General features: G+C 63.0%; 6 protein-coding genes. All 6 read left to right on the top strand.

What is annotated here, in order from left to right:
• The first annotated feature begins 176 nt into the window (after positions 1 to 176).
• The 6 genes from BWQ92_RS04980 (at position 177) to BWQ92_RS04960 (ending at position 19,503) form a co-directional block, all read left to right on the top strand.
• Entirely contained in the window at positions 177 to 3,296 is a 3,120-nt protein-coding gene (locus tag BWQ92_RS04980; protein WP_257787668.1) for a DUF3427 domain-containing protein, read from the top strand.
• 307 nt (positions 3,297 to 3,603) lie between these two features.
• Positions 3,604 to 6,126, top strand: a complete 2,523-nt coding sequence (locus BWQ92_RS04975; protein WP_216639970.1) for a helicase-related protein — start codon at positions 3,604 to 3,606, stop codon at positions 6,124 to 6,126.
• A 58-nt stretch (positions 6,127 to 6,184) separates the two neighbouring features.
• Positions 6,185 to 6,328 (top strand): hypothetical protein, encoded by a 144-nt coding sequence (locus tag BWQ92_RS23950; protein WP_216639969.1) that lies wholly within the window; start codon positions 6,185 to 6,187, stop codon positions 6,326 to 6,328.
• A gap of 1 nt (position 6,329) precedes the next feature.
• Positions 6,330 to 10,922: an Eco57I restriction-modification methylase domain-containing protein gene (locus BWQ92_RS04970; RefSeq protein WP_076798560.1), complete on the top strand. Its 4,593-nt coding sequence runs from the start codon at positions 6,330 to 6,332 to the stop codon at positions 10,920 to 10,922.
• A gap of 302 nt (positions 10,923 to 11,224) precedes the next feature.
• On the top strand, positions 11,225 to 17,284 hold the full coding sequence (locus BWQ92_RS04965) for a DEAD/DEAH box helicase (RefSeq protein WP_236783108.1): 6,060 nt from the start codon (positions 11,225 to 11,227) through the stop codon (positions 17,282 to 17,284).
• Complete coding sequence (locus BWQ92_RS04960; protein WP_076798558.1) at positions 17,284 to 19,503, top strand: 3'-5' exonuclease; 2,220 nt, start codon at positions 17,284 to 17,286, stop codon at positions 19,501 to 19,503. The genes BWQ92_RS04965 and BWQ92_RS04960 overlap by 1 nt, the downstream gene beginning before the upstream one ends.
• Positions 19,504 to 19,561 lie beyond the last annotated feature (58 nt).

Below are 19,561 nucleotides of genomic sequence, written 5' to 3'. Positions count from 1 at the left end.
CAAGAGTTGACCAGGAGAAGAGCGCGTTGGGGATGGCAAGCACTCGGGTGATCAGATGAGTGGGCCAGAGCACTATGCGGAGCGTTGCCTCCTGTAAGCAAATGGAGTGGCTTGTCTCCGGAGGCGGGTACCCTGGCTGGATGACTACAGCCATTGGGGGAGCGTTACCCGAGGAAATGCCGGATGGTTTGTATGAATTGCTTAGAACAAACTTTCTTGATCAGCGGCTTGACCAGGAAGCAGCACTTCGATCTTCGTTCGTTGCTATCGACGACGAAGATACTCCGGACGTGCTCTCGCGATACATGATGGATGCCATGCGGCAGGCCCTGTCCGCAGTCGAGCCATCTGACAGGGTCGCCCTAGCGAACCGCGTCCTCCAAGTGCTGCAGCACAGAGACCGAATCGCAGACGGCCCGAGCCAACTCCAGTCTCTACATCGCCCAGATGCGCTCAAGCGACGCCAGCTTCGCCGGCCCACTACAAAGTTGGGTGACTCGGCTCTGCTTACAAACAGCAAAGACGACCCCAACCTTGCTGCAGAGCTTCGGGCGGAGATGGAGTCCGCCAACACGGTGGATCTCCTTTGCGCCTTCGTCCGCTGGACAGGCCTCCGCCTACTCGAACCAGCACTCGAACAACTCAAAGAGCGCGGCGCCAAGCTCCGGGTCATCACCACCACCTATATGGGTGCCACGGAACGTCGCGCCATCGACGAGCTCGTCAACAGGTACGGGGCCGAAGTAAAGATCAACTTCGAAACCCAGGCAACCCGTCTGCATGCCAAAGCCTGGCTATTTCGCCGCAACACAGGTTTCGATACCGCATACGTGGGCAGCTCCAACCTGAGCCAGGCCGCACTCCTGGACGGCCTGGAGTGGAACGTCCGCCTCAGCTCCGTGGCAACGCCCGCCCTCCTCCAGAAGTTCGAGGTCACTTTCGACAGCTACTGGGAGCAGCGGGCCTTCCAAAGCTACGACCCGGACCGCGACGGCGAAAAGCTGGACGCCGCACTGGAACGCAACGGCGGACGCCGCACAGCGGCACCGGATGCGATTACGGGGCTTGAGGTACAGCCCTTCCTGCACCAGGAGGAGATGCTGGAGGACCTGGAAGCTGAGCGCCTAAAGGGCTTTAATCACAACCTCCTGGTCGCCGCAACCGGAACCGGAAAGACGGTCATTGCGGCCTTGGACTACAAACGGCTGTCCGAAGCTGCCGGCAGAAGCCTCAAACTGCTCTTTGTCGCCCACCGGCAGGAGATCCTCAAGCAGGCAATGCGCACGTACCGTGACGTCCTGCAGGACGGCGCCTTCGGTGAACTCTACGTGGGGGACCACAAGCCACAGGAGTGGAAGCATATCTTCGCGTCCGTCCAGTCGCTGTCTTCCCTCGGCATCGAGCAGCTGGAGCCCGACTTCTTCGACGTTGTCGTCATCGATGAGTTCCACCATGCCATGGCGCCCACGTACCGCCGCCTGCTGGACCATCTGAAACCGCAGCAGCTCCTCGGACTCACGGCGACTCCGGAACGCGGCGACGGCGTCGACGTCGCGAAGCAGTTCTTCGAAGGACGCACCGCCAGTGAACTGCGCCTCTGGGATGCCCTGGACGCTGATCTACTGGTGCCGTTCCACTACTTCGGCGTCTCGGACGACGTCGACCTCAGCCAGTTGGAATGGAAACGCGGCAACTACGACACCACCCAGCTGAGCGCCCTTTACACCGGAAACGACGCCCGCGCCGCCAAGGTGATCCGCGAACTCAGGGATAAGGTCACCAGCACCGACCAGATGCGGGCCATCGGCTTCTGCGTCTCCGTCCAACACGCCCGCTACATGGCGGAGGTGTTCAATCGGGCCGGCATTGTCTCCGTCGTCGTCGACGGCACTACTGACAATGCTGACCGCGAGGAAGCCCTGATGCGCCTGGGGCAGCGAGAGATCAACTGCATCTTCGCCGTCGACGTTTTCAATGAAGGGCTGGACCTGCCGCAGGTAGACACCATCCTGCTGCTCCGGCCCACGCAGAGCGCGACTGTCTTCCTCCAGCAGCTGGGACGCGGGCTGCGCCGTGCGGAGGGCAAGGCGGTACTGACGGTCCTGGACTTCATCGGCCAGCAGCGCCGTGAGTTCCGCTTTGATCTTCGCTACCGGGCACTGACCGGCTACGGGCGCAAAGAGCTGAAGAAGGCTGTCGAGGACGAGTTCCCGTACCTGTCGTCCGGCTCGCAGATCGTGCTGGACCGGGTGGCGCAGAAGGTGGTGCTGGACAACATCAAGGCACAGCTGCGGTTCAACCGTGCTCAGCTGGTCTGGGACATTGCCTCGTACGCCGAGACTGAGCTGGAGGCCTATCTGGAGAGGTCGGGGAATGAGGTGAAGACGATCTACCGGTCCACCAGGGACTCCTGGACCGGTTACCTCCGCCAGGCAGGGCTGATCGAAGGGTTCTCGCCCCTGGAGACCGTGCTCCGCGGGAAGATCGAGGAGCTGTCGGACGCGGAGGAGAAGAAGCTGCTGGGCCGCATGGCCGCGCTGATCCACGTGGACGATCCGGAACGTGCGGCCGGCTATTCGATGCTGGTTGCTCCCGACGCGCCCCGCTATGCGGAGCTTGGAATGCGTGAGCAGGCCTTTGCACGCATGCTGTTTTACACGCTGTGGGACGACGGCGGCGGATTCAAGACGTACGACGACGGGCTGGACCACCTGCGCGGCTATCAGTTTGTGTGCCGCGAGATCAGCCAGGTCGTGAAGCTTGGAGTGGCGGCGTCCAAACACGCAGCCAAGAGCCTTGGCGCAGGACTGCAGCACGTCCCGCTGCTGTCCCACGCTACCTATCGGCGCGAGGAGGTGCTGGCGGCGCTGCAGTACGGTTCGCTGGAGCAGGGCAAGAACGTGCAGCACCGTGAGGGCGTTGCGTGGTGTCCTGCGACGTCGACTGATGCCTTCTTTGTCACCCTGAACAAGGATGACAAGAAGCACTCGGTGACGACGATGTACAGGGACTACGCCATCAGCCCAGAGCTATTTCATTGGGAGTCGCAGAACGCGACCTCGCCCAGCAGCCCCACAGGCCGCCGCTACCTTGACCGGGCCTCCCACGGCTCGAGGATTCTGATCTTCACAAGAGACACGGCGGATGACGAGACCGGGCTGACGGTGCCGTACACCTGCCTTGGTCAAGTGGACTACGTGCAGCACTCCGGGGAGAAGCCCATCGCGATCACGTGGAGGCTCCATCGACCGATGCCCGCCGATGTGTATGCCTCAGCTGCTGCCGTTGCGCAATAATTGAAAACGCGGGGGATATGGCCCGCTTTGCTCCCTTTGCGCATGTAGATGGTTAGATGTGTTTTGACCCTTGGGTCAAGGCTGCCTACGCCTTACCCGGCAGCTATGGGGACAGAGAAAGCAAGGATTAGTGTCAGCTCCAGTCAACGAGCAGGTCGAGCTCAACGTCGCACCAGGTTCAGTCGTTCACGTTCGAGACGAGGAATGGCTCGTTACGGGGGTAGAGGAAACTGGCGACGGCCTCCTCATAAGGGTCCGTGGACTCAGTGAGCTTGTCCGCGACACGACGGCGGCCTTTTATCGGAGCTTGGATGAAATCGAAGTCATCGACCCCGCAGAGGCCATACCTGTCGCTGATGCCAGCCCCAACTACCGCCGCGCCCGCCTGTGGCTCGAGTCCACCCTCCGCAAGACCCCCATTCCGCAGGACCACGAGGGCCTCACCGTCTCCACTCGCATGCTTGCGGACAAACTCGAGTACCAGCGCATGGCTGTCGCCCGCGCTTTGGACCCCCAGAACGTCCGCCCAAGAATCCTGATTGCGGATGCGGTCGGGCTCGGGAAGACGCTTGAAATAGGCATGATTCTGAGCGAGCTTGCCCGGCGAGGCCGTGCCGAACGCGTCCTGGTTGTCACACCCCGGCATGTCCTCGAGCAGATGCAGCACGAGCTCTGGTGCCGCTTCGCCCTCCCGTTCGTCCGGCTCGACTCAGCTGGCATCCAGAAGGTCCGCCAGGCCCTTCCCGCAACGCGCAACCCGTTCACCTACTTCAAGCGCGCCATCATCTCGATAGATACTCTGAAGTCAGCCCGCTACAAAGCGCACCTGCAGAAGATCCGCTGGGACGCCGTCGTCATCGACGAATCCCATAACCTCACCAACGCAGGAACGCTCAACAACGAGCTCGCGAGGATCCTTGCCCCCAACACCGAAGCCCTCATCCTGGCGTCCGCAACCCCTCACAACGGCAAACAGGAATCCTTTGCCGAACTGATCCGTCTCCTCGACCCCACGGCCATCCGTCCGGACGGCACCTTCGACGGAAACGATATTCAGCGCCTCATCATCCGGCGTCACCGTCACAGTCCCGAGGTAGCCGCCGAGGTTGGCGCCAACTGGATGGAGCGCCTCGAACCAGACAACCGCCTGATCGCGGCCAGTCCTGCCGAGAACGCCGTCGCCCAGGAAATCGCAGATGCGTGGCTCTATCCCCAAAACGGCTCCAGCCCCTACTCTGGCGCGAACAGCTCCCTCTTCCCCTGGACCCTCGCCAAAGCCTTCCTCTCAAGCCCGGCAGCGCTTCTCGAAACAGTCAAGGAGCGCCTCCGCAAGGTCGCGGACCCGAAGCTGCCGGCGGAGCACCGGGAGCACGAAGCCCTTGAACACCTCAGGACCCTCACCGAGGAGTCACTCAAGAAGCCTTCAGCCAAGTACCAGGAGCTCGCCGGCTACCTCAAGGGAATCGGGGTAGGCCCCAAATCAGACATGCGCGCCGTCGTTTTTGCCGAGCGGGTCCCCACGCTCATGTGGCTCGAGCGTCACCTGCCCAAGGACCTCGGCCTCAAGCCGGAGAATGTCCGCATCCTGCACGGCGGCCTCAGCGACGTCGAGCAGCAGGAGATCGTCGAGAGCTTCAAGCAGGAGGCTTCGCCGATACGTGTGCTTGTCACGGGCGATGTCGCTTCCGAAGGTGTGAACCTCCACAGCCAGTGCCACCACCTCATCCACTTTGACATCCCGTGGTCGCTTATTCGCATTGAGCAGCGCAACGGCCGCATCGACCGGTACGGCCAGAAGAAGAATCCCCAGATCACCACGCTTCTTCTACACCCGAACCACGAGAAGTTTGCCGGAGACCTCAAGGTCATCACCCGCCTCATGGAGCGCGAGCACGAGGCCCATGGCGCCCTCAACGACGTCGGCTCCCTCATGGGTGAGCACAGCGTTAAGGCCGAGGAAGAGGCGATCCTTGCCGTCCTTGCAGGTAAGAAGTCGGAGAATCAGGCCGTGCGGACCGTCGAGGATGTCCTCGACCCGGTCCACACTGACAACGGTTCCTTCGACGATTTCGACAGCTTCTTCGAGCAGCTCACCGCGGACGACGGCGGCGGCTCGCCCCGGGTGCCGACGGACACCGGGGGAGGGCTCTATTCGAGCGAGCTGGAATACCTCGACGACGCCCTCCACGAGGCCTTCGGTAACCCGGAGGAGCCACCCGCCAACGGCGCTGGGGGAGGGGTGAACTGGAGGATCCACGCCCAGCACCAGGTCGTCGAACTCGAACCGCCCCGCGACCTCCAGCAGCGGCTCGCCCACCTGCCGCAGGGCTACCTCGCCGACCGCAAGGTCACGGAAAAGCTCAAACTGGCCACAACCCTGGACAAGGGCCAGAACGAGCTCGACGCGGCCAAGAAGGCCATTCCGGCGAAGGGTGAGAAGGCCACCACGTGGCCAGAGGCCCACTTCCTCGGCCCGCTACACCCAGTTCTCGAATGGGCCAGTGACCGAGCCCTCGCGTCGATGGCCGGCAACGAGGTGCCCGTGGTCCGCGCCGACGTCGAGGAGCCGAGCATCCTCCTCATGGGCACACTGATGAACCGCCGAGGGCAGGTCATCTCCCAAGCGTTCTTCGCCACTCAGGGCGGCAAGCTATGCATCCCCGAGCAGATTGGCAGCCTCGCCGAGTACCTCCGTGGCATCGGCCTCACCGACAAGTCGATCAACACCGGGCCCGTCGCAGACGCCGGGGCGTACCAGCCTTACATCGCCCGGGCCGTCAAGAACACCGTTCGAGGCCGCCGCCCAGGCCGCCGACTATCGGCTCGATGAATGGCACGGCCGAGCGGACGCCTGGAGCGAAATCCACGGACAGGCACAGCTCCCGGGCATGAGTACGCGACGCCTCAAAGAGAACAAAGCACGCGTCGATCAGGAACAGGAGATCGTCTCCTCCCTTGCCCCGGATCGGCGCCTCGTGCGGCCGCTGCTCGTCGTAGTGCCCCTCAACACCCCTGCGGAAGGAGAGCACTGAGATGCCCTCGTTCGATTCATTTGTCGTCGGCGAGGACTTCGTCAGCGAGCACTTCTTCACCACGGACACCACCAAGGCCGGCGAGTCCTTCCAGTCCGAAGTTCTCAAGCTCCGCAAGCAATGGGACGACACGTCCAAAGAAGGTCACGAGTCCCCGCTGGACCGATTCCGAAAGGCACGCGGCCAACTCCAGATCGACCTCGGCACACTCGCCGAGGAGCCCGGTAACGCCTCTCGCATCTACCGTGACCTGCGCCAAGCACTCGGGTTCCAGGGCACGAGCACCACGTTCAAGGCCGAACGAAGCGGTGCCGAGCTCCTGGCCCACAATGTTTGGTCTACACCGAACAACGACCTCCTCTTCGTTGAAGCCCAGCCTGCCGATTCCCTCGAAGAGGCCCTCGCCAAGGACCGCGGCGACCTCCTCCAGAAGCCTCTCGTGGACGACAAGGAAGCCAACTACTCGGCCAGCAAGCTCATCTCCGAGCTCTACCAGACCGATGAGGCCCCGCAGTTCATCGTCCTTATGGCCGGCCGCTGGCTCATCCTGACCGAGCGCGAGCGGTGGCCCGAAGGCCGGTACCTCGCCGCTGATGCGCTGCTCGCCGTCGAACGGAACGACACCAAACGTGGAGGCGAACTGGACCGCTTCCTCGCCGTCTTCGGGCGCGACTCGCTCCACCCGGACGCGAACGAGCAGATCTTGTGGAACAGCGTCATCGAGTCCTCGGTCAAGCACACCGTAGGCGTCTCGAAGGACCTCCGTGAAGGCATCCGGCTCTCCATCGAAATCATCGCCAACGACGTCCTTACGCGCCGCGCCGCAGCCGGGATGTCGAACGACGATGTCGACGGACAGTCGCTTGCACGTCAGTCCCTGCGCTTCCTCTACCGGATCCTGTTCCTGCTCTACGCTGAAGCCTCCCCGGAGATGGGAGTCATCCCCGTCGGCGACGAGCAGTACGACCAGGGCTACGGCCTGGACCGAATCCGCGAGCTCGTGCTCAACCCGATCACCTCGGAAAAGTCCAAGCGCGGAACCCACCTTTACGACTCCCTCAACCTCCTCTTCACCTTGGTGAACACGGGACACCGGCCAACGGAGGCCGATGACACGCTGACCTTCGAGAACCTCGAAGCTGATCTCTTTTCACCGTCCCGAACGGCAGACATTGACGCGGTCAAGCTCGGCAACGCCCCGCTCCAGAAAGTCCTCGAGCACCTCCTACTGAGTAAGGAGGCACGGGGCAAGGACCGCGGCTTCATCTCCTACGCTGAGCTCGGCGTCAACCAGCTCGGGGCTGTGTACGAGGGACTCATGTCCTACACAGGCTTCATTGCGCAGGAGGACCTCCACGAGGTCGCCAAGGACGGCGACTCGTCGAAGGGCTCATGGGTTATTCCCGTGACTCGCTCCGCGGAGATCGATGCCAAGCATTTCGTCATGATGCAGGACGAGATCAGCGGACAGCCCAAGCCGGTCCTCCACCAGAAAGGCACCTTCGTCTTCCGGCTTGCCGGCCGCGAACGCCAGCAGTCGGCCTCATACTACACGCCGGAGGTACTGACCAAGTTCGTCGTCTCCCAGGCGCTCGAAGAGCTGCTCGACCAGCACGGTGTGACTACGCCTGCGGACGACGTCCTCACGCTCACTGTCTGCGAGCCCGCCCTCGGTTCTGGCGCGTTCGCGATAGAAGCCGTGCGTCAGCTCGCCGCACAGTACCTCGAGCGCAAGCAGAAGGAGCTCGACGTCCGTATCCCCGCCGACGAGTACCCGCTCGAGCTGCAGAAGGTGAAAGCGCAGATCGCCCTGCACCAGGTGCACGGCGTGGACCTCAACGCGACGGCGGTCGAGCTCGCCGAGGTCTCCCTGTGGCTGGACACCATGGTGGCAGGTTTGCAGGCGCCGTGGTTCGGCCTCCGGCTTCGCCGCGGCAACTCGCTTATTGGGGCCCGCCGCGCGACATACTCTGCGGGTCAGGTCAGGGACAAGTCCTGGCTCACCTCGACTCCGCAGGATGCGCCCGTGAGCGGGCTGGTTGCCGGGCTGGGGACGGACGACGACGATCCCGCCGTGGTCGGACGGGTCCACCACTTCCTCCTCCCTGCTCAGGGGTGGGGTGCAGCCTCGGACGCCAAGGAGGTCAAGGACCTCGCCGGCGACGCGCAGAAGGCCCTTGGGGCGTGGCGCAAGTCTCTGCGCGCAAAGCCTTCAAAGCAGCAGGTCGACCGCCTGCTCAGTCTTTCCCGACGGGTCGAGTCTCTGTGGAAGCTCACGCTGCGCCGCTTTGAGATCGCAGATCAGGAAGCCCGCCGGGAGATCGACTACTTCGGCAAACCGACGGCGCCTAAGCCTGTTGAAACCACACGAGCCGTGACCCGAGCCGAGATTGAAGAGGCAATCAACGACCCAAACGGCGCTTACCAGCGACTCCGTCGCGTGATGGATGCCTGGAACGCATTATGGTTCTGGCCGCTGACCCAGCAAGCCACAAAGGGAGCCGTCCCGCCGAGCCTCGACCAATGGCTCGACGCTCTAGAAGCCCTGCTCGGACGAACCGGTAAGGAATCCCGGATGGTGGGTCAGCGCGCCCTCAGTGCGGGGGCAAACTGGGATGAGTTGAACGATGCCGAGCACGCCGATCTCCAGCTCGCATTGGCGAGGGACGTGGAGGATTTGCTCTCAGAGCATCAGTGGTTGTCTGTATGCGACCGCGTGGCTCGAGACCAGGGATTCTTTCACTGGCAGCTGGACTTCGCCTCCGTTTTCGGGCGCGGAGGATTTGATTTGCAGGTTGGAAATCCGCCATGGGTCAGGCCTGATTGGGACGAGAAGGCTACATTCGCTGAGTTCGATCCGTGGTGGCAGCTGGCCGAAAAGCCGACTCAAGGTGAAGCGAGTACGAAGAAAGCAATTGCCATAGCTGATGTTGAACAGCAAGCATTCATGTGCTCCCAAGCAACGTCTGTCGTTTCCGTACGTGAGCATCTGACTGACATCGGCATGTACCCGGTCGTATCTGCCCTTCGACCGGACCTTTACCGCTCATTCATGGCGAGGACGTGGGCATCCATGAACGAACGGGGCGTGGTCGCGCTAATCCACCCGGAATCGCACTTCACCGAAAAGAAGGCCACGGTGCTTCGCGCGGAGACTTACCGTCGACTGCGGCGGCACTGGCAGTTCATTAACGAGTTGTCGCTTTTCGAGATTGACCATCATGTTTCGTACGGCGTTCACGTCTATGGTCACCGGCTAGAGCGCCCGCAGTTCCAGATGGCGTCTTCGCTATACCACCCGGACACCGTCACACGGTCGTTGGCACACGACGGTAACGGACCCGTGCCCGGCCTCAAGGACGACGAAGGCAACTGGGACCTGCGGCCCCACCCGGAGCGGATCGTCAACGTCGATGAAACGGTGCTCGCTGTCTGGGCCGACATTCTCGACGAGCCTGGAGCGCCGCCGATTCAAGCTCGAATGGTCTATCCGGTAAACCGTTCTAGCGCATCCGTGCTCGAGAAACTAAGCAAGGCTCCTCGTGTTCGTGATTTGGGATTGCAGTATTCAAGCGGCTGGAACGAGACGACAGATCGCAAAAAGGGCTACTTTGAGGTCGGTTCTGCTGTACCCGAGTCTTGGAACGACGTGATCCTGCAGGGCCCTCACTTTACCGTGGCCAACCCGTTCGCGAAGCAGCCCAACCCGACGATGAAGAACAATCTTGACTGGACTGAGATCGATCTGGAGGCCCTCCCTGACGACTTCATACCCCGAACCAGCTACCAGCCCGATGAGGAACGTCGGCGATATGATTCGGACTATGGTTTCTGGCAGGGTGAGCAAGCCGAACCTGTAAGCGTTCGCTCGACTTTTCGGGTCGTCTGGCGGTCGATGGCTGCCACCACCGGGGAGAGGACTCTTCGTGCGTCTGTCGTCCCTCCCGGCACGGCCCATGTGCATGCAGTGAGAGCAGCGGCGTTCGTCGGAAGTGACAGCGCAAGCCGGCTGCTCGCTGTGCTTGCGTCTATGAACTTCATCGGCGCTGACTTACAGGTTCGGTCCTCCGTGGGTTCTGAGATCAGCGCCACGGCAGTCGGGCAAGTTCCCGCGATCCCTGCGGACCATCCTCTTTTTGTGGAAATCGTTGAACGAAGCGCTCGTCTCACCTGCCTGACCTCGGCCTACTCGGACTTGTGGAATGCTGTCATGCCTGAAAAATGGACCCGCTCAAGCCCTATTCGTATTGCTTCCCAACGGCGGCTTCTGTCGGTCGAGCTAGATGCCGCCATAGCGCTCGTTTTCGGGATAGGTGTTGATGAACTATGCGACATATACCGTTCTCAATTCCCCGTGCTGCATGGATATGAGCGTAAGGATTTGTATGACCTGCTCGGGCGAAAGGTCCCGGCGGAGATCGCTCGTCCATTCATGACACGCGGTGAAGACCTGACGCTTGTGGAGCGGACCTGGACTCATCCACAGAGCGGAGCCGACTACGTCTTCGAGTTTCCGTTCGTCTCATACGACCGCGAAGACGACATGCGGAAGGCCTATGCACACTTCGAGAAGCTCCTGGCGGAGAAGAGCTGATGGCCGTTCTCCTCCCGACGTATCAGGTCGAGGAACTCCAGGTTGGGCTGATTGATTATCTGTCCACAACCTTTGCCCTTACCGATCGGGATGCGCGCAACGGCCTGCAGGGATTCCTCGAGGATCCACAGGACGGAATATTCAAGGGCCCCTTCGTGCGACTCAGGCTTCCTTTCGAGCCTGCGGCCGACGGGTGGCGTGACTGCCTTGACTGGTACAGGGGCTTTGCACCCTACGGACATCAGGCGCTGGCATTTCAGAGGCTGACGTCTAAGCCAGATGTGTCGACAGACACAACCACCGTGAGCAGCGCATTCCGCCGTCCGCGACCAACTTTGGTCACTACCGGCACAGGTTCCGGCAAGACAGAGTCATTCCTCTACCCGATCATTGACCACGTACTTCGGGCCAAGGCTGCGGGCGTCACCGGGATGAAGGCGCTCATCCTCTACCCGATGAACGCCCTCGCCAACGACCAGGCGCAGCGCCTCGCCAGCCTGCTCACCGAGAACCCTGAACTCGGCGGCATCACGGCCGGCATCTACACCGGTCAGAAGGACGGTCAGAAGCACACGAAGGTTTCCGCCGCCGGGCTCATCAACACCCGCGAGATCTTCCGCAGCGAAGCACCGGATATCCTCCTGACCAATTACAAGATGCTGGATATGCTCCTGCTCCGCAGCGAGGATGCGTCGATCTGGGAGCAGTCCGCAGTCTCCCTGCAGTACGTGGTCCTCGACGAGTTCCACACCTACGACGGAGCACAGGGCACCGACGTCGCAATGCTACTGCGCCGCCTCGGCCTCGCCCTCAAGAGCCATTGGCCTAACGACCTCAGCACAGTTCCGCACGGCCCGACCGAGGAGGACCGGGCCCGCCCGCTCGGACGCATAACACCGGTCGCGACGTCTGCGACGCTTGGCGCGAAGGGCGAGTCGGAGCCCATGCTCCGCTTTGCCCAGACTGTCTTCGGAGAAACTTTCCCTGACGACGCGGTCGTTACCGAATCCCGCCTCAGCATCGATGCTTGGTGCGAGGCGTGGTCCGGTGATCCTGCCGCCGAGATGGCCCGCGTTGCCGAAGGTATCGAGGACACCGGCAAGGCCATCGAGGCGGTCCTCGGCGCAGGAGCCGAAGACACTAACGCCGTCATCATTGAGCATGTCTCCCAGCTCCTCTTCGGCGAGCAGCCAGCTGACCTCCTCGGCGCTATCCGCAAGTGTCCGCTCACCCGCGCAGTGCTCCATGAGGCGAGCGACGCCGTCGTCCTCTCCGACCTGGCCGAAAGCGTCTTCGGCGAGTTCAACATCTCAGGCGGGCCCCGCCGCCGCGTTACTCTCGCCGAGCGGCATACAGAGTTTGTGGCCCACTTCCTTGCCCTCATCAGCCACGCCCGCGCGGTCCCCCAACCGAACCGCAACGCCATCTCCGTTGAGACGCACCTCTGGGTGCGTGAGCTGTCCCGCCTCGACAAATCAGTTGACGGTGAGCACCATTACCGCTGGGGCGACGATGGCCCCCACACCGACCGGACCCTCTACCTTCCTGCAGTCTTCTGCCGCCACTGCGGCCGCTCCGGCTGGGGCGCCGTCCTTGGCCCCACGGGCACGGACCTCGAGAACGACGACTCGAAGATCCGCCGCGAGCAGGCCACCGGCAACCCGCGCTTCCGCGCGCTAATCCACGCCCCCAACGAGGACGCCCTCCGCGCCGAGAAGGGCGAGATCGCCGACAGCCTCGTCTGGCTCGATACGGTCAACCGCAGCATCCTGCACGAGCCGCCCGCCGAGGACACCGCCGAGGCCCACGAGGGCCACATCGTCCCCGTCCTCATGCTCCGGGGCCAGGACGCGGACGACGACTCCAAGCGCGAGGTCTGCCCTGCCTGCCAAACGGCGGACGGCATCCGCTTCCTGGGCAGCGCCATCGCCACCATGCTTTCCGTGAGCATCTCAAACCTCTTCGGCGCCGATGGCCTCGATTCGGGGGAGAAGAAGGCCCTCGTCTTCACCGACAGTGTCCAGGACGCCGCCCACCGTGCCGGCTTCGTTCAAGCCCGTTCGCACATCCTCACCCTGCGAGCCGCCTTCCGCAATGCGCTCGAGGCTGCTGCACCGGACGGGGGAGTCGTCACCCTCAAGCAGCTGGTCGCCAGGGCACTTGCGGACGCCGCCACTCCCGTCCGCAAGTACCAGCTCATCGCCCCCGACTACGCCGACAGGCCGCAGTTCCGCGCCTACTGGGATCCGGAGGCCAACGCCCAGGAGAAGCGGAACGCGACACGAAACGCGGAGAAGCGCGTCCTGTTCGACGCCTCCCTCGAGTTCGGCCTCCAGTCCCGCCTCGGCCGCACCCTCGAGCTCACCGGCAGCATTGTCGCCGAGACCGACGCCGGGACACCCCCCGCGATGCTCGCGGCCGCCCGTACTGCGCTCGAGGCGGCGCCCGGCACCCTTGGTCTCGAAGACCAGCTCACAGACGACGGCGCGCTGCTCGCGTGGGTGCGCGGCGTAGTCGAGCGCGTCCGCACCCAGGGCGGCATCCGCCACCAGTGGCTCAACGACTACATGGTCGAGGCGGGGGAGAAGGCCCAGCGCTGGAAGGTGTGGGGCGGCCGGCGCCGCAGCGAGGGTATGCCCGCCTTCCCCACCGGCCGGTCCAAGCCAGCCTTCCCGCGGCTCGGCAGCGGCGACTCCGGCTACATGGACCCAATAGCCCAGACCCAGAGCTGGTACACGCGATGGACCGCGCTGTGCCTCAAGATCCCAAAGGCGGACGCGACCTTTGTGGCCAAGGCCCTATTTGGGCAGCTCGCCGGCCAATGCGTGCTCGAAACCGTGCAGGCCAAGGACGGCGCCACGATCTATGCGCTTCCCACCGACCGGATCCTCCTTCAGGCACCCACAGGCGAGGGCCTCGGCGCGGGCCGCCACTTCCTCGCGTGCTCCGTGTGCCGCGCGGTTACACCGGGTTCCGCGACTGTGGTGGACCAGCTCGACGGTGCGCACTGTCTATATGTTCGATGTCCCGGCCGGCTCGCGCGCCAGCCGGAGGAGGAGAACTTCTATCTCAAGCTGTACGGAGCGCGGGAGCCGAAGCGCGTCGTCGCTAAGGAGCACACGTCACTGCTGCCTGATGAGGAGCGGGTGCGCGCCGAGAATGAGTTCAAAGCCTCGGTCCAGACGCCTCAGGCACCCAACGTACTGGTCGCGACACCCACTCTGGAGATGGGCATCGATATCGGTGACCTTTCCTGCGTCATGCTAGCCTCACTGCCCACGTCCGTTTCTTCATACTTGCAGCGAGTGGGGCGCGCCGGCCGCCTGACAGGGAACTCACTCGTCCTTGCCTACGCGCGCGGCCGCGGAGAGCACCTGCCCAAGCTTCACGACCCCTTGTCTGTGATCAATGGGCAAGTCCGCCCGCCTGCCACATTTCTTGACGCCGAGGAGATCCTGCAAAGGCAGTACCTCGCCCACCTGGTGGACAGGTTCGCGCGCGACGCTGGCCGTCCTCACCCGCGGAAGGCCGCCGGCGCACTCGCCGGCGACGGACCTGGAACCTTTCTGGGGGATTTGATCGAGACCGCTCACTCCAATGCGGAGGAATATATCAGCGAGTTCCTCGGCCAGTTCGGGGATCTTCTCGCTCCTGACAGCGCCGCTAGGCTCCGGGAATGGGCTGCACCCCGGGCTGACGGGTCGAGTGAGCTCGCCGAGCACGTGGTGCGGGCCGCAAGGCTGTGGGCCGACGACTGCGACGAACTCAAGGCCCGCATCGACGACATCGAGAAGGTCATGCCCGAGCTGAAGGCCATGGCCGAGTCCAACGCCGCCACGGACGAGGACAAGCGTGCCCCGAAATCCGCCGAGGCCACACAGCGCATGCTGCGCGGACAGCTCTTCAGCCTGCGCGACGAATATTGGATCTCAGTGCTCGAGAAGTACGGTCTGCTGCCGAACTACACGCTCCTCGACGACTCGGTGAACCTGGACATCGGCGTGACCTGGCAGGAAGTTGAAACCCAGGACTACGTCACCGAGACGATCTCGCTGCAGCGTGGCGCTGCCATCGCGATCAACGAGCTTGCTCCGGGTGCCACGTTCTACTCGCGTGGCCTCGAGGTAAAGATCGATGCCGTGGACCTCGGCCCACAGCAGAGCCACATCCAGCGCTGGCAGGCATGCCCGGAGTGCGGGTGGATACACACCGACGTGGACGCCGCAGGCCCGGTCAAGTCGTGTGGCCGGTGCCATCTCAGCGGTATCGCCGACGTCAGCCAGCAATTCGAGGTCGTGGTCATGAAGAACGTCTCAGCGGAGGTGCGCCGCGACGAGGTGGCCATCGGCGATCGCTCTGACCAACGTGTCAAGGAACGCTTCAATACGATCCTCGCAGCGGATATCGATCCCGAGCACCTCACCGACGAATGGTTCCTCGAGGACTTTGAGTTCGGCGCCAAATACGCGAACCGGGTACAGCTCCGGTGGCTCAACCTGGGACGTGCCTCTGCCAACGCCGCGCCCCGGATTATCGCTGGCAATGAGTCCAAGGCACCCCTATTCCGCGTCTGTTCGTACTGCGGCAAGCTGGACTCTGCCGGACGTGCGAACAACCCTGATGAGCACCGCTTCTGGTGCAAGTACCGGAAGTCCGGTGACGAGCACGTGGCAGAGGTAGCGCTCGCACGTGTCCTCGCGACGCAGGGGGTTGCCCTCCGCCTCCCGGCCGGTCGCGTCTTGGGGGATGATTTCGCCCTCCCCAGCCTGACCGCTGCGTTACTCCTCGGCCTCCGTGAAGTGATCGGCGGATCCCCCGACCACATCGCTGCAGTGCCGATCAACGAGCCTGCCGACGGGGGCACGGCCGTCTCGTTGCTCCTGCACGACAAAGTCCCCGGGGGCACGGGCTACCTCGCCGAATTCGCCAAACCGGAGAAGGTATGGAACCTCCTGCGGGCCGCATGGAATGTGGTGCGGAACTGCGATTGCCGCGACGAGGAGCGCCTCGCCTGCCATCGCTGCCTCCTTCCCTTCGCGTCCCCTTGGAACGTGGATAAGGTGGCCCGCGTGACCGCGGAGCGTCTTCTGCGCAGCATCCTGGCCGGGCATGACGGGGTCCCCAACGACGGTGATCCCACCTTCGATGGCTGGACCGTGACCAATGTTCCTCCGCCTGCGCCAGCACTGGAGTCACACCTCGAGGTCAAGTTCCGTAAGGCGCTCGTGGACAGGCTGACCGCCGTCGGTGCCAACGTTAAGGTCACCCCCGGTCTTCGCGCCGACAAGGTGGAGTTCCGCCTACCGGGCGCAAAACACATCTGGTGGCTCGAACCCCAGGTGGACATTCACGGTACGCGACCTGACTTCGTCCTCTCTACGGCGGACCCGAACATCCCAAAAATGGCTATCTACACCGACGGCTACGTATTCCACGCGTCGCCTGAGCACAACCGCGTCGCTGACGATGCGGCCAAGCGTGAGGGCCTTCGGGCTGCTGGCGTGGTTCCCTGGGCGGTGACGTGGGAAGATATTGACGCCTTTTCCGGCGACGGACAGTCGATGCCACCGTGGTTCACTGACAAGGCGGCGAGCATCGTGCAGAACGGGGCGGCGCCGCTTCAGCCCGCGCTGCTTGCTGCCGTCAAGTCCGACGCCATGAGCCAGCTGTGGCAGTGGATCCGGGAGCCAAACATTGACGCCTGGGCCGACCTGTCCGATGCCATTCCTCTGCTCATGCTGGGGAAGTGCACCACATTCGCGGGATCCGTTGTGGATCTTCCGGACTTCGTGCAGGCCACTTTGGATGACCCGGAAGCGGCGCCTGAACTGGGGGTGGGGCGCGCATGGATGTACGCGGAAGGTCCTCTCCGATGTGCCGCAAACCTGACGTCGCCGCTCATGGTGAGCGCCGACGTCGTGCTCGTCCTTGATGGACGGGACGAAGCAGTGGCGGAGCCCGGGTATAAGAACGTGTGGCGCGAATGGCTGCGCCTAAGCAACCTGCTCGGATTCAGGCGGACAGCCCCGGCTATCGGCGCGGTTACTCTCGCGATGCCCTCGGTCCCGGTCATTGTGGAACCGGGAGCGCTGGGTAAGCACCTCCGGCCGGAATGGCAGGACATCCTTGACCTCGCTACAAACGCCGAGCGCGAGCTGTTGGCAGTGCTCGCCGAAGTCGACGAGTTGCCGCTGCCGGAGCTCGGTTACGAGCTTGACGATGGGACACCGCTGGACATTGCATGGCCCGAGCACAAACTGGCTGTCGTCTTCGATCCGGCGGGCGAGTATGAAGGCTGGACACTTATGGCCGGCGATGCTGCACAAGTTTTGAAGGCATTTAAGTTGAAGGAGAACGACTGATGGCATCGGTAACCCTGATGAAGGGGGCCAACAAGGTCGACGGATCGCTCAAGGGCAAGGTCCTGGACTTCCTCTACAAGCTTCAGGAAGACGACACTTCGCCTGGCCTCCACATCGAGCCGATGAAGACCTACAAGGACTCCCGGGCGCGCACAGGCCGCGTTGACCAGCAGTTCCGGGCGGTGCTTTTTAAGCTGGTTGCCGGGACTGAACCGCATTACGTCTATGCGGGCACCTATAACCACGATGAAGCGATCAAGAAGGCGCAGACGAGCATTCTGACTGTCAACCCTGTTAGTGGTATCGCGGAACTCATCAGTGCACCGGTAGAGGGATCGGCGCCCCCGCAGGCGGCCGCCGTCGTTTCCCCGGCAGCCACGGGTCCCGCATATGAGAACGGCCTCCAAAAGGCCGGGTATACGCCGTCGTACCTTTTCGAGGAGCTGGGCATCCCCGAACGGACAGGTGCAGCCGCGGTCGACGCAGCTTCTGTGGAAGCGTTCGAACTGGTGGTCACCGACGAAGCAGTCCCGGAATGGCAGGGTCTTGCCCTTATTGACCTTGAGGCAGGGAAGTCACTCCAGGAAGTCAAAGAAGGCCTGGGGATTGGCGACTACGTCGATGACCCCACGAAGTCGGATGACGAGAAGCTTGCCGAGGCGCTCAAACACCCTGCCTCGAAGCTTGAGTTCACGTATGCCGAGGGCTTCGAAGACCTCGAGTACGTCATCAACAACGAGAGTTTTCAGGACTGGCTGGTATTCCTGCACCCGGCCCAAGCCCAGTACGCGGTCAAGGACCGCAACGGAGCCTTCCGGCTTTCGGGCGGGGCGGGTACGGGCAAAACTGTGGTGGCGATCCACCGCGCAAAGCACTTGGCGGACCATCATCCGGACTCGCGTATCCTTCTGACCACCTTTACGAAGACGCTGGCCGATAGTCTTGCTCAAAACGTGGGGCGTCTGGATCCGGGGCTGAAGCAGAGCGACAGGCTCGATGAATCCCGGGTGACTGTAGCCGGCATCGACTCCGTCGCCGCCCAGGTCTGGTCAAAGGCGTCGCCTGAGGAACAAGCCGGCGCCTTTAGGGTGGTGCTTGGGACTCCCGATGCCGCGGCGACGAGCCGCTCCAGTGACAAGGAATGGGATGAGGCCCTTGAGCAAGTGGAGCACAAGCTCGAGCCCGCTCTGGCGAACCCCACATTCCTGGGGCAGGAGTACCTGTCTATCGTCCTTGCGAATTCAGTGACGGATAGGGACGGGTACCTGACCGTTCCGCGAGGAGGTCGCGGCACGGCCTTGAACCGGATGAAACGGATCGAGGTTTGGAAGGTCATTGAGGCTTATCGGCGGATCTGCCGGAGCAAGGGAGCCGTGAGTTACCCCGAACTCGCAGCACTGGCCGCTGCGGTCCTTGATCAGCGGGCCGCTGGGGCAGGGGACCGCCCCTTCGACCACGTCATTGTTGATGAGGCTCAGGATTTTCACGCCGGCCACTGGCTCCTGCTGCGTGCACTGGTGGCGCCTGGTGCGAACGACTTGTTCATCGCGGAGGACTCCCACCAGCGGATCTATGGGCAGAAGGTGCCCCTCAGCAGGTTTGGTATCCAGATCGTTGGGCGTTCGCGGCGTCTGACGCTCAACTACCGGACGACGGCCCAGAACCTCGCTTTCGCCGTCGGTCTCCTCTCCGGGGTTCCGTTCACTGACATTGAGGACACGGCGGAGGAGTCTGCAGACTACCGGTCGGCCAGAAGCGGGCCGCACCCCCAGCTCGAGGGTAAGGAATCGCTTTCCAAGGAGCTAGATAATGCCGCTGGCTGGATCAAGGCATGGAGCAACGATGCGGACTTTGCGCCGGAAACCATCGGCGTACTCGTGCGCTCGGGCAAGCAGGTGGACTTCGTCGTCAGCGGACTGCTTGAGCGTGGAGTCTCTGTCCAGAAAGTCTCCGGTGACAAAGAGGCCCACCCCGACGAGCCGGTTGTGATGACCATGCACCGGGCAAAGGGCATGGAGTTTTCCAAAGTCATCCTCTTCGGAGTAGGGGAGGCGAGCATGCCTCTGCAGTGGGCGCTGAAGGATCTCGGTGACGCCGAGAAATCGGATGCACTATTGCAGGAGCGGTCATTGCTATATGTTGCTGCGACGCGGGCGCGGGATGAACTGGTGGTCTCGTGGAGCGGGAAGCCGTCGGAACTGCTGGGAATTGGTGCCTAATGCCTAATGCTTCTCCCGTTGGTCGGTTGGTGAATCCCGACAATCAGGCGGGGGTATT

The sequence above is a fragment of the Arthrobacter sp. QXT-31 genome (genome assembly GCF_001969265.1).
Taxonomy (GTDB): Bacteria; Actinomycetota; Actinomycetes; order Actinomycetales; family Micrococcaceae; genus Arthrobacter.
The sequence above is the reverse complement of the archived record's forward strand: the minus strand, read 5'-3'. Positions and strand labels throughout refer to the sequence as shown.

What these genes read in the sequence shown, in the direction of transcription:
- BWQ92_RS04980 (WP_257787668.1), top strand. Translation starts at nt 177, where the DNA reads ATGCCGGATGGTTTGTATGAATTGCTTAGAACAAACTTTCTTGATCAG.
- BWQ92_RS23950 (WP_216639969.1), top strand. Translation starts at nt 6,185, where the DNA reads ATGAGTACGCGACGCCTCAAAGAGAACAAAGCACGCGTCGATCAGGAA.
- BWQ92_RS04970 (WP_076798560.1), top strand. Translation starts at nt 6,330, where the DNA reads ATGCCCTCGTTCGATTCATTTGTCGTCGGCGAGGACTTCGTCAGCGAG.
- BWQ92_RS04960 (WP_076798558.1), top strand. Translation starts at nt 17,284, where the DNA reads ATGGCATCGGTAACCCTGATGAAGGGGGCCAACAAGGTCGACGGATCG.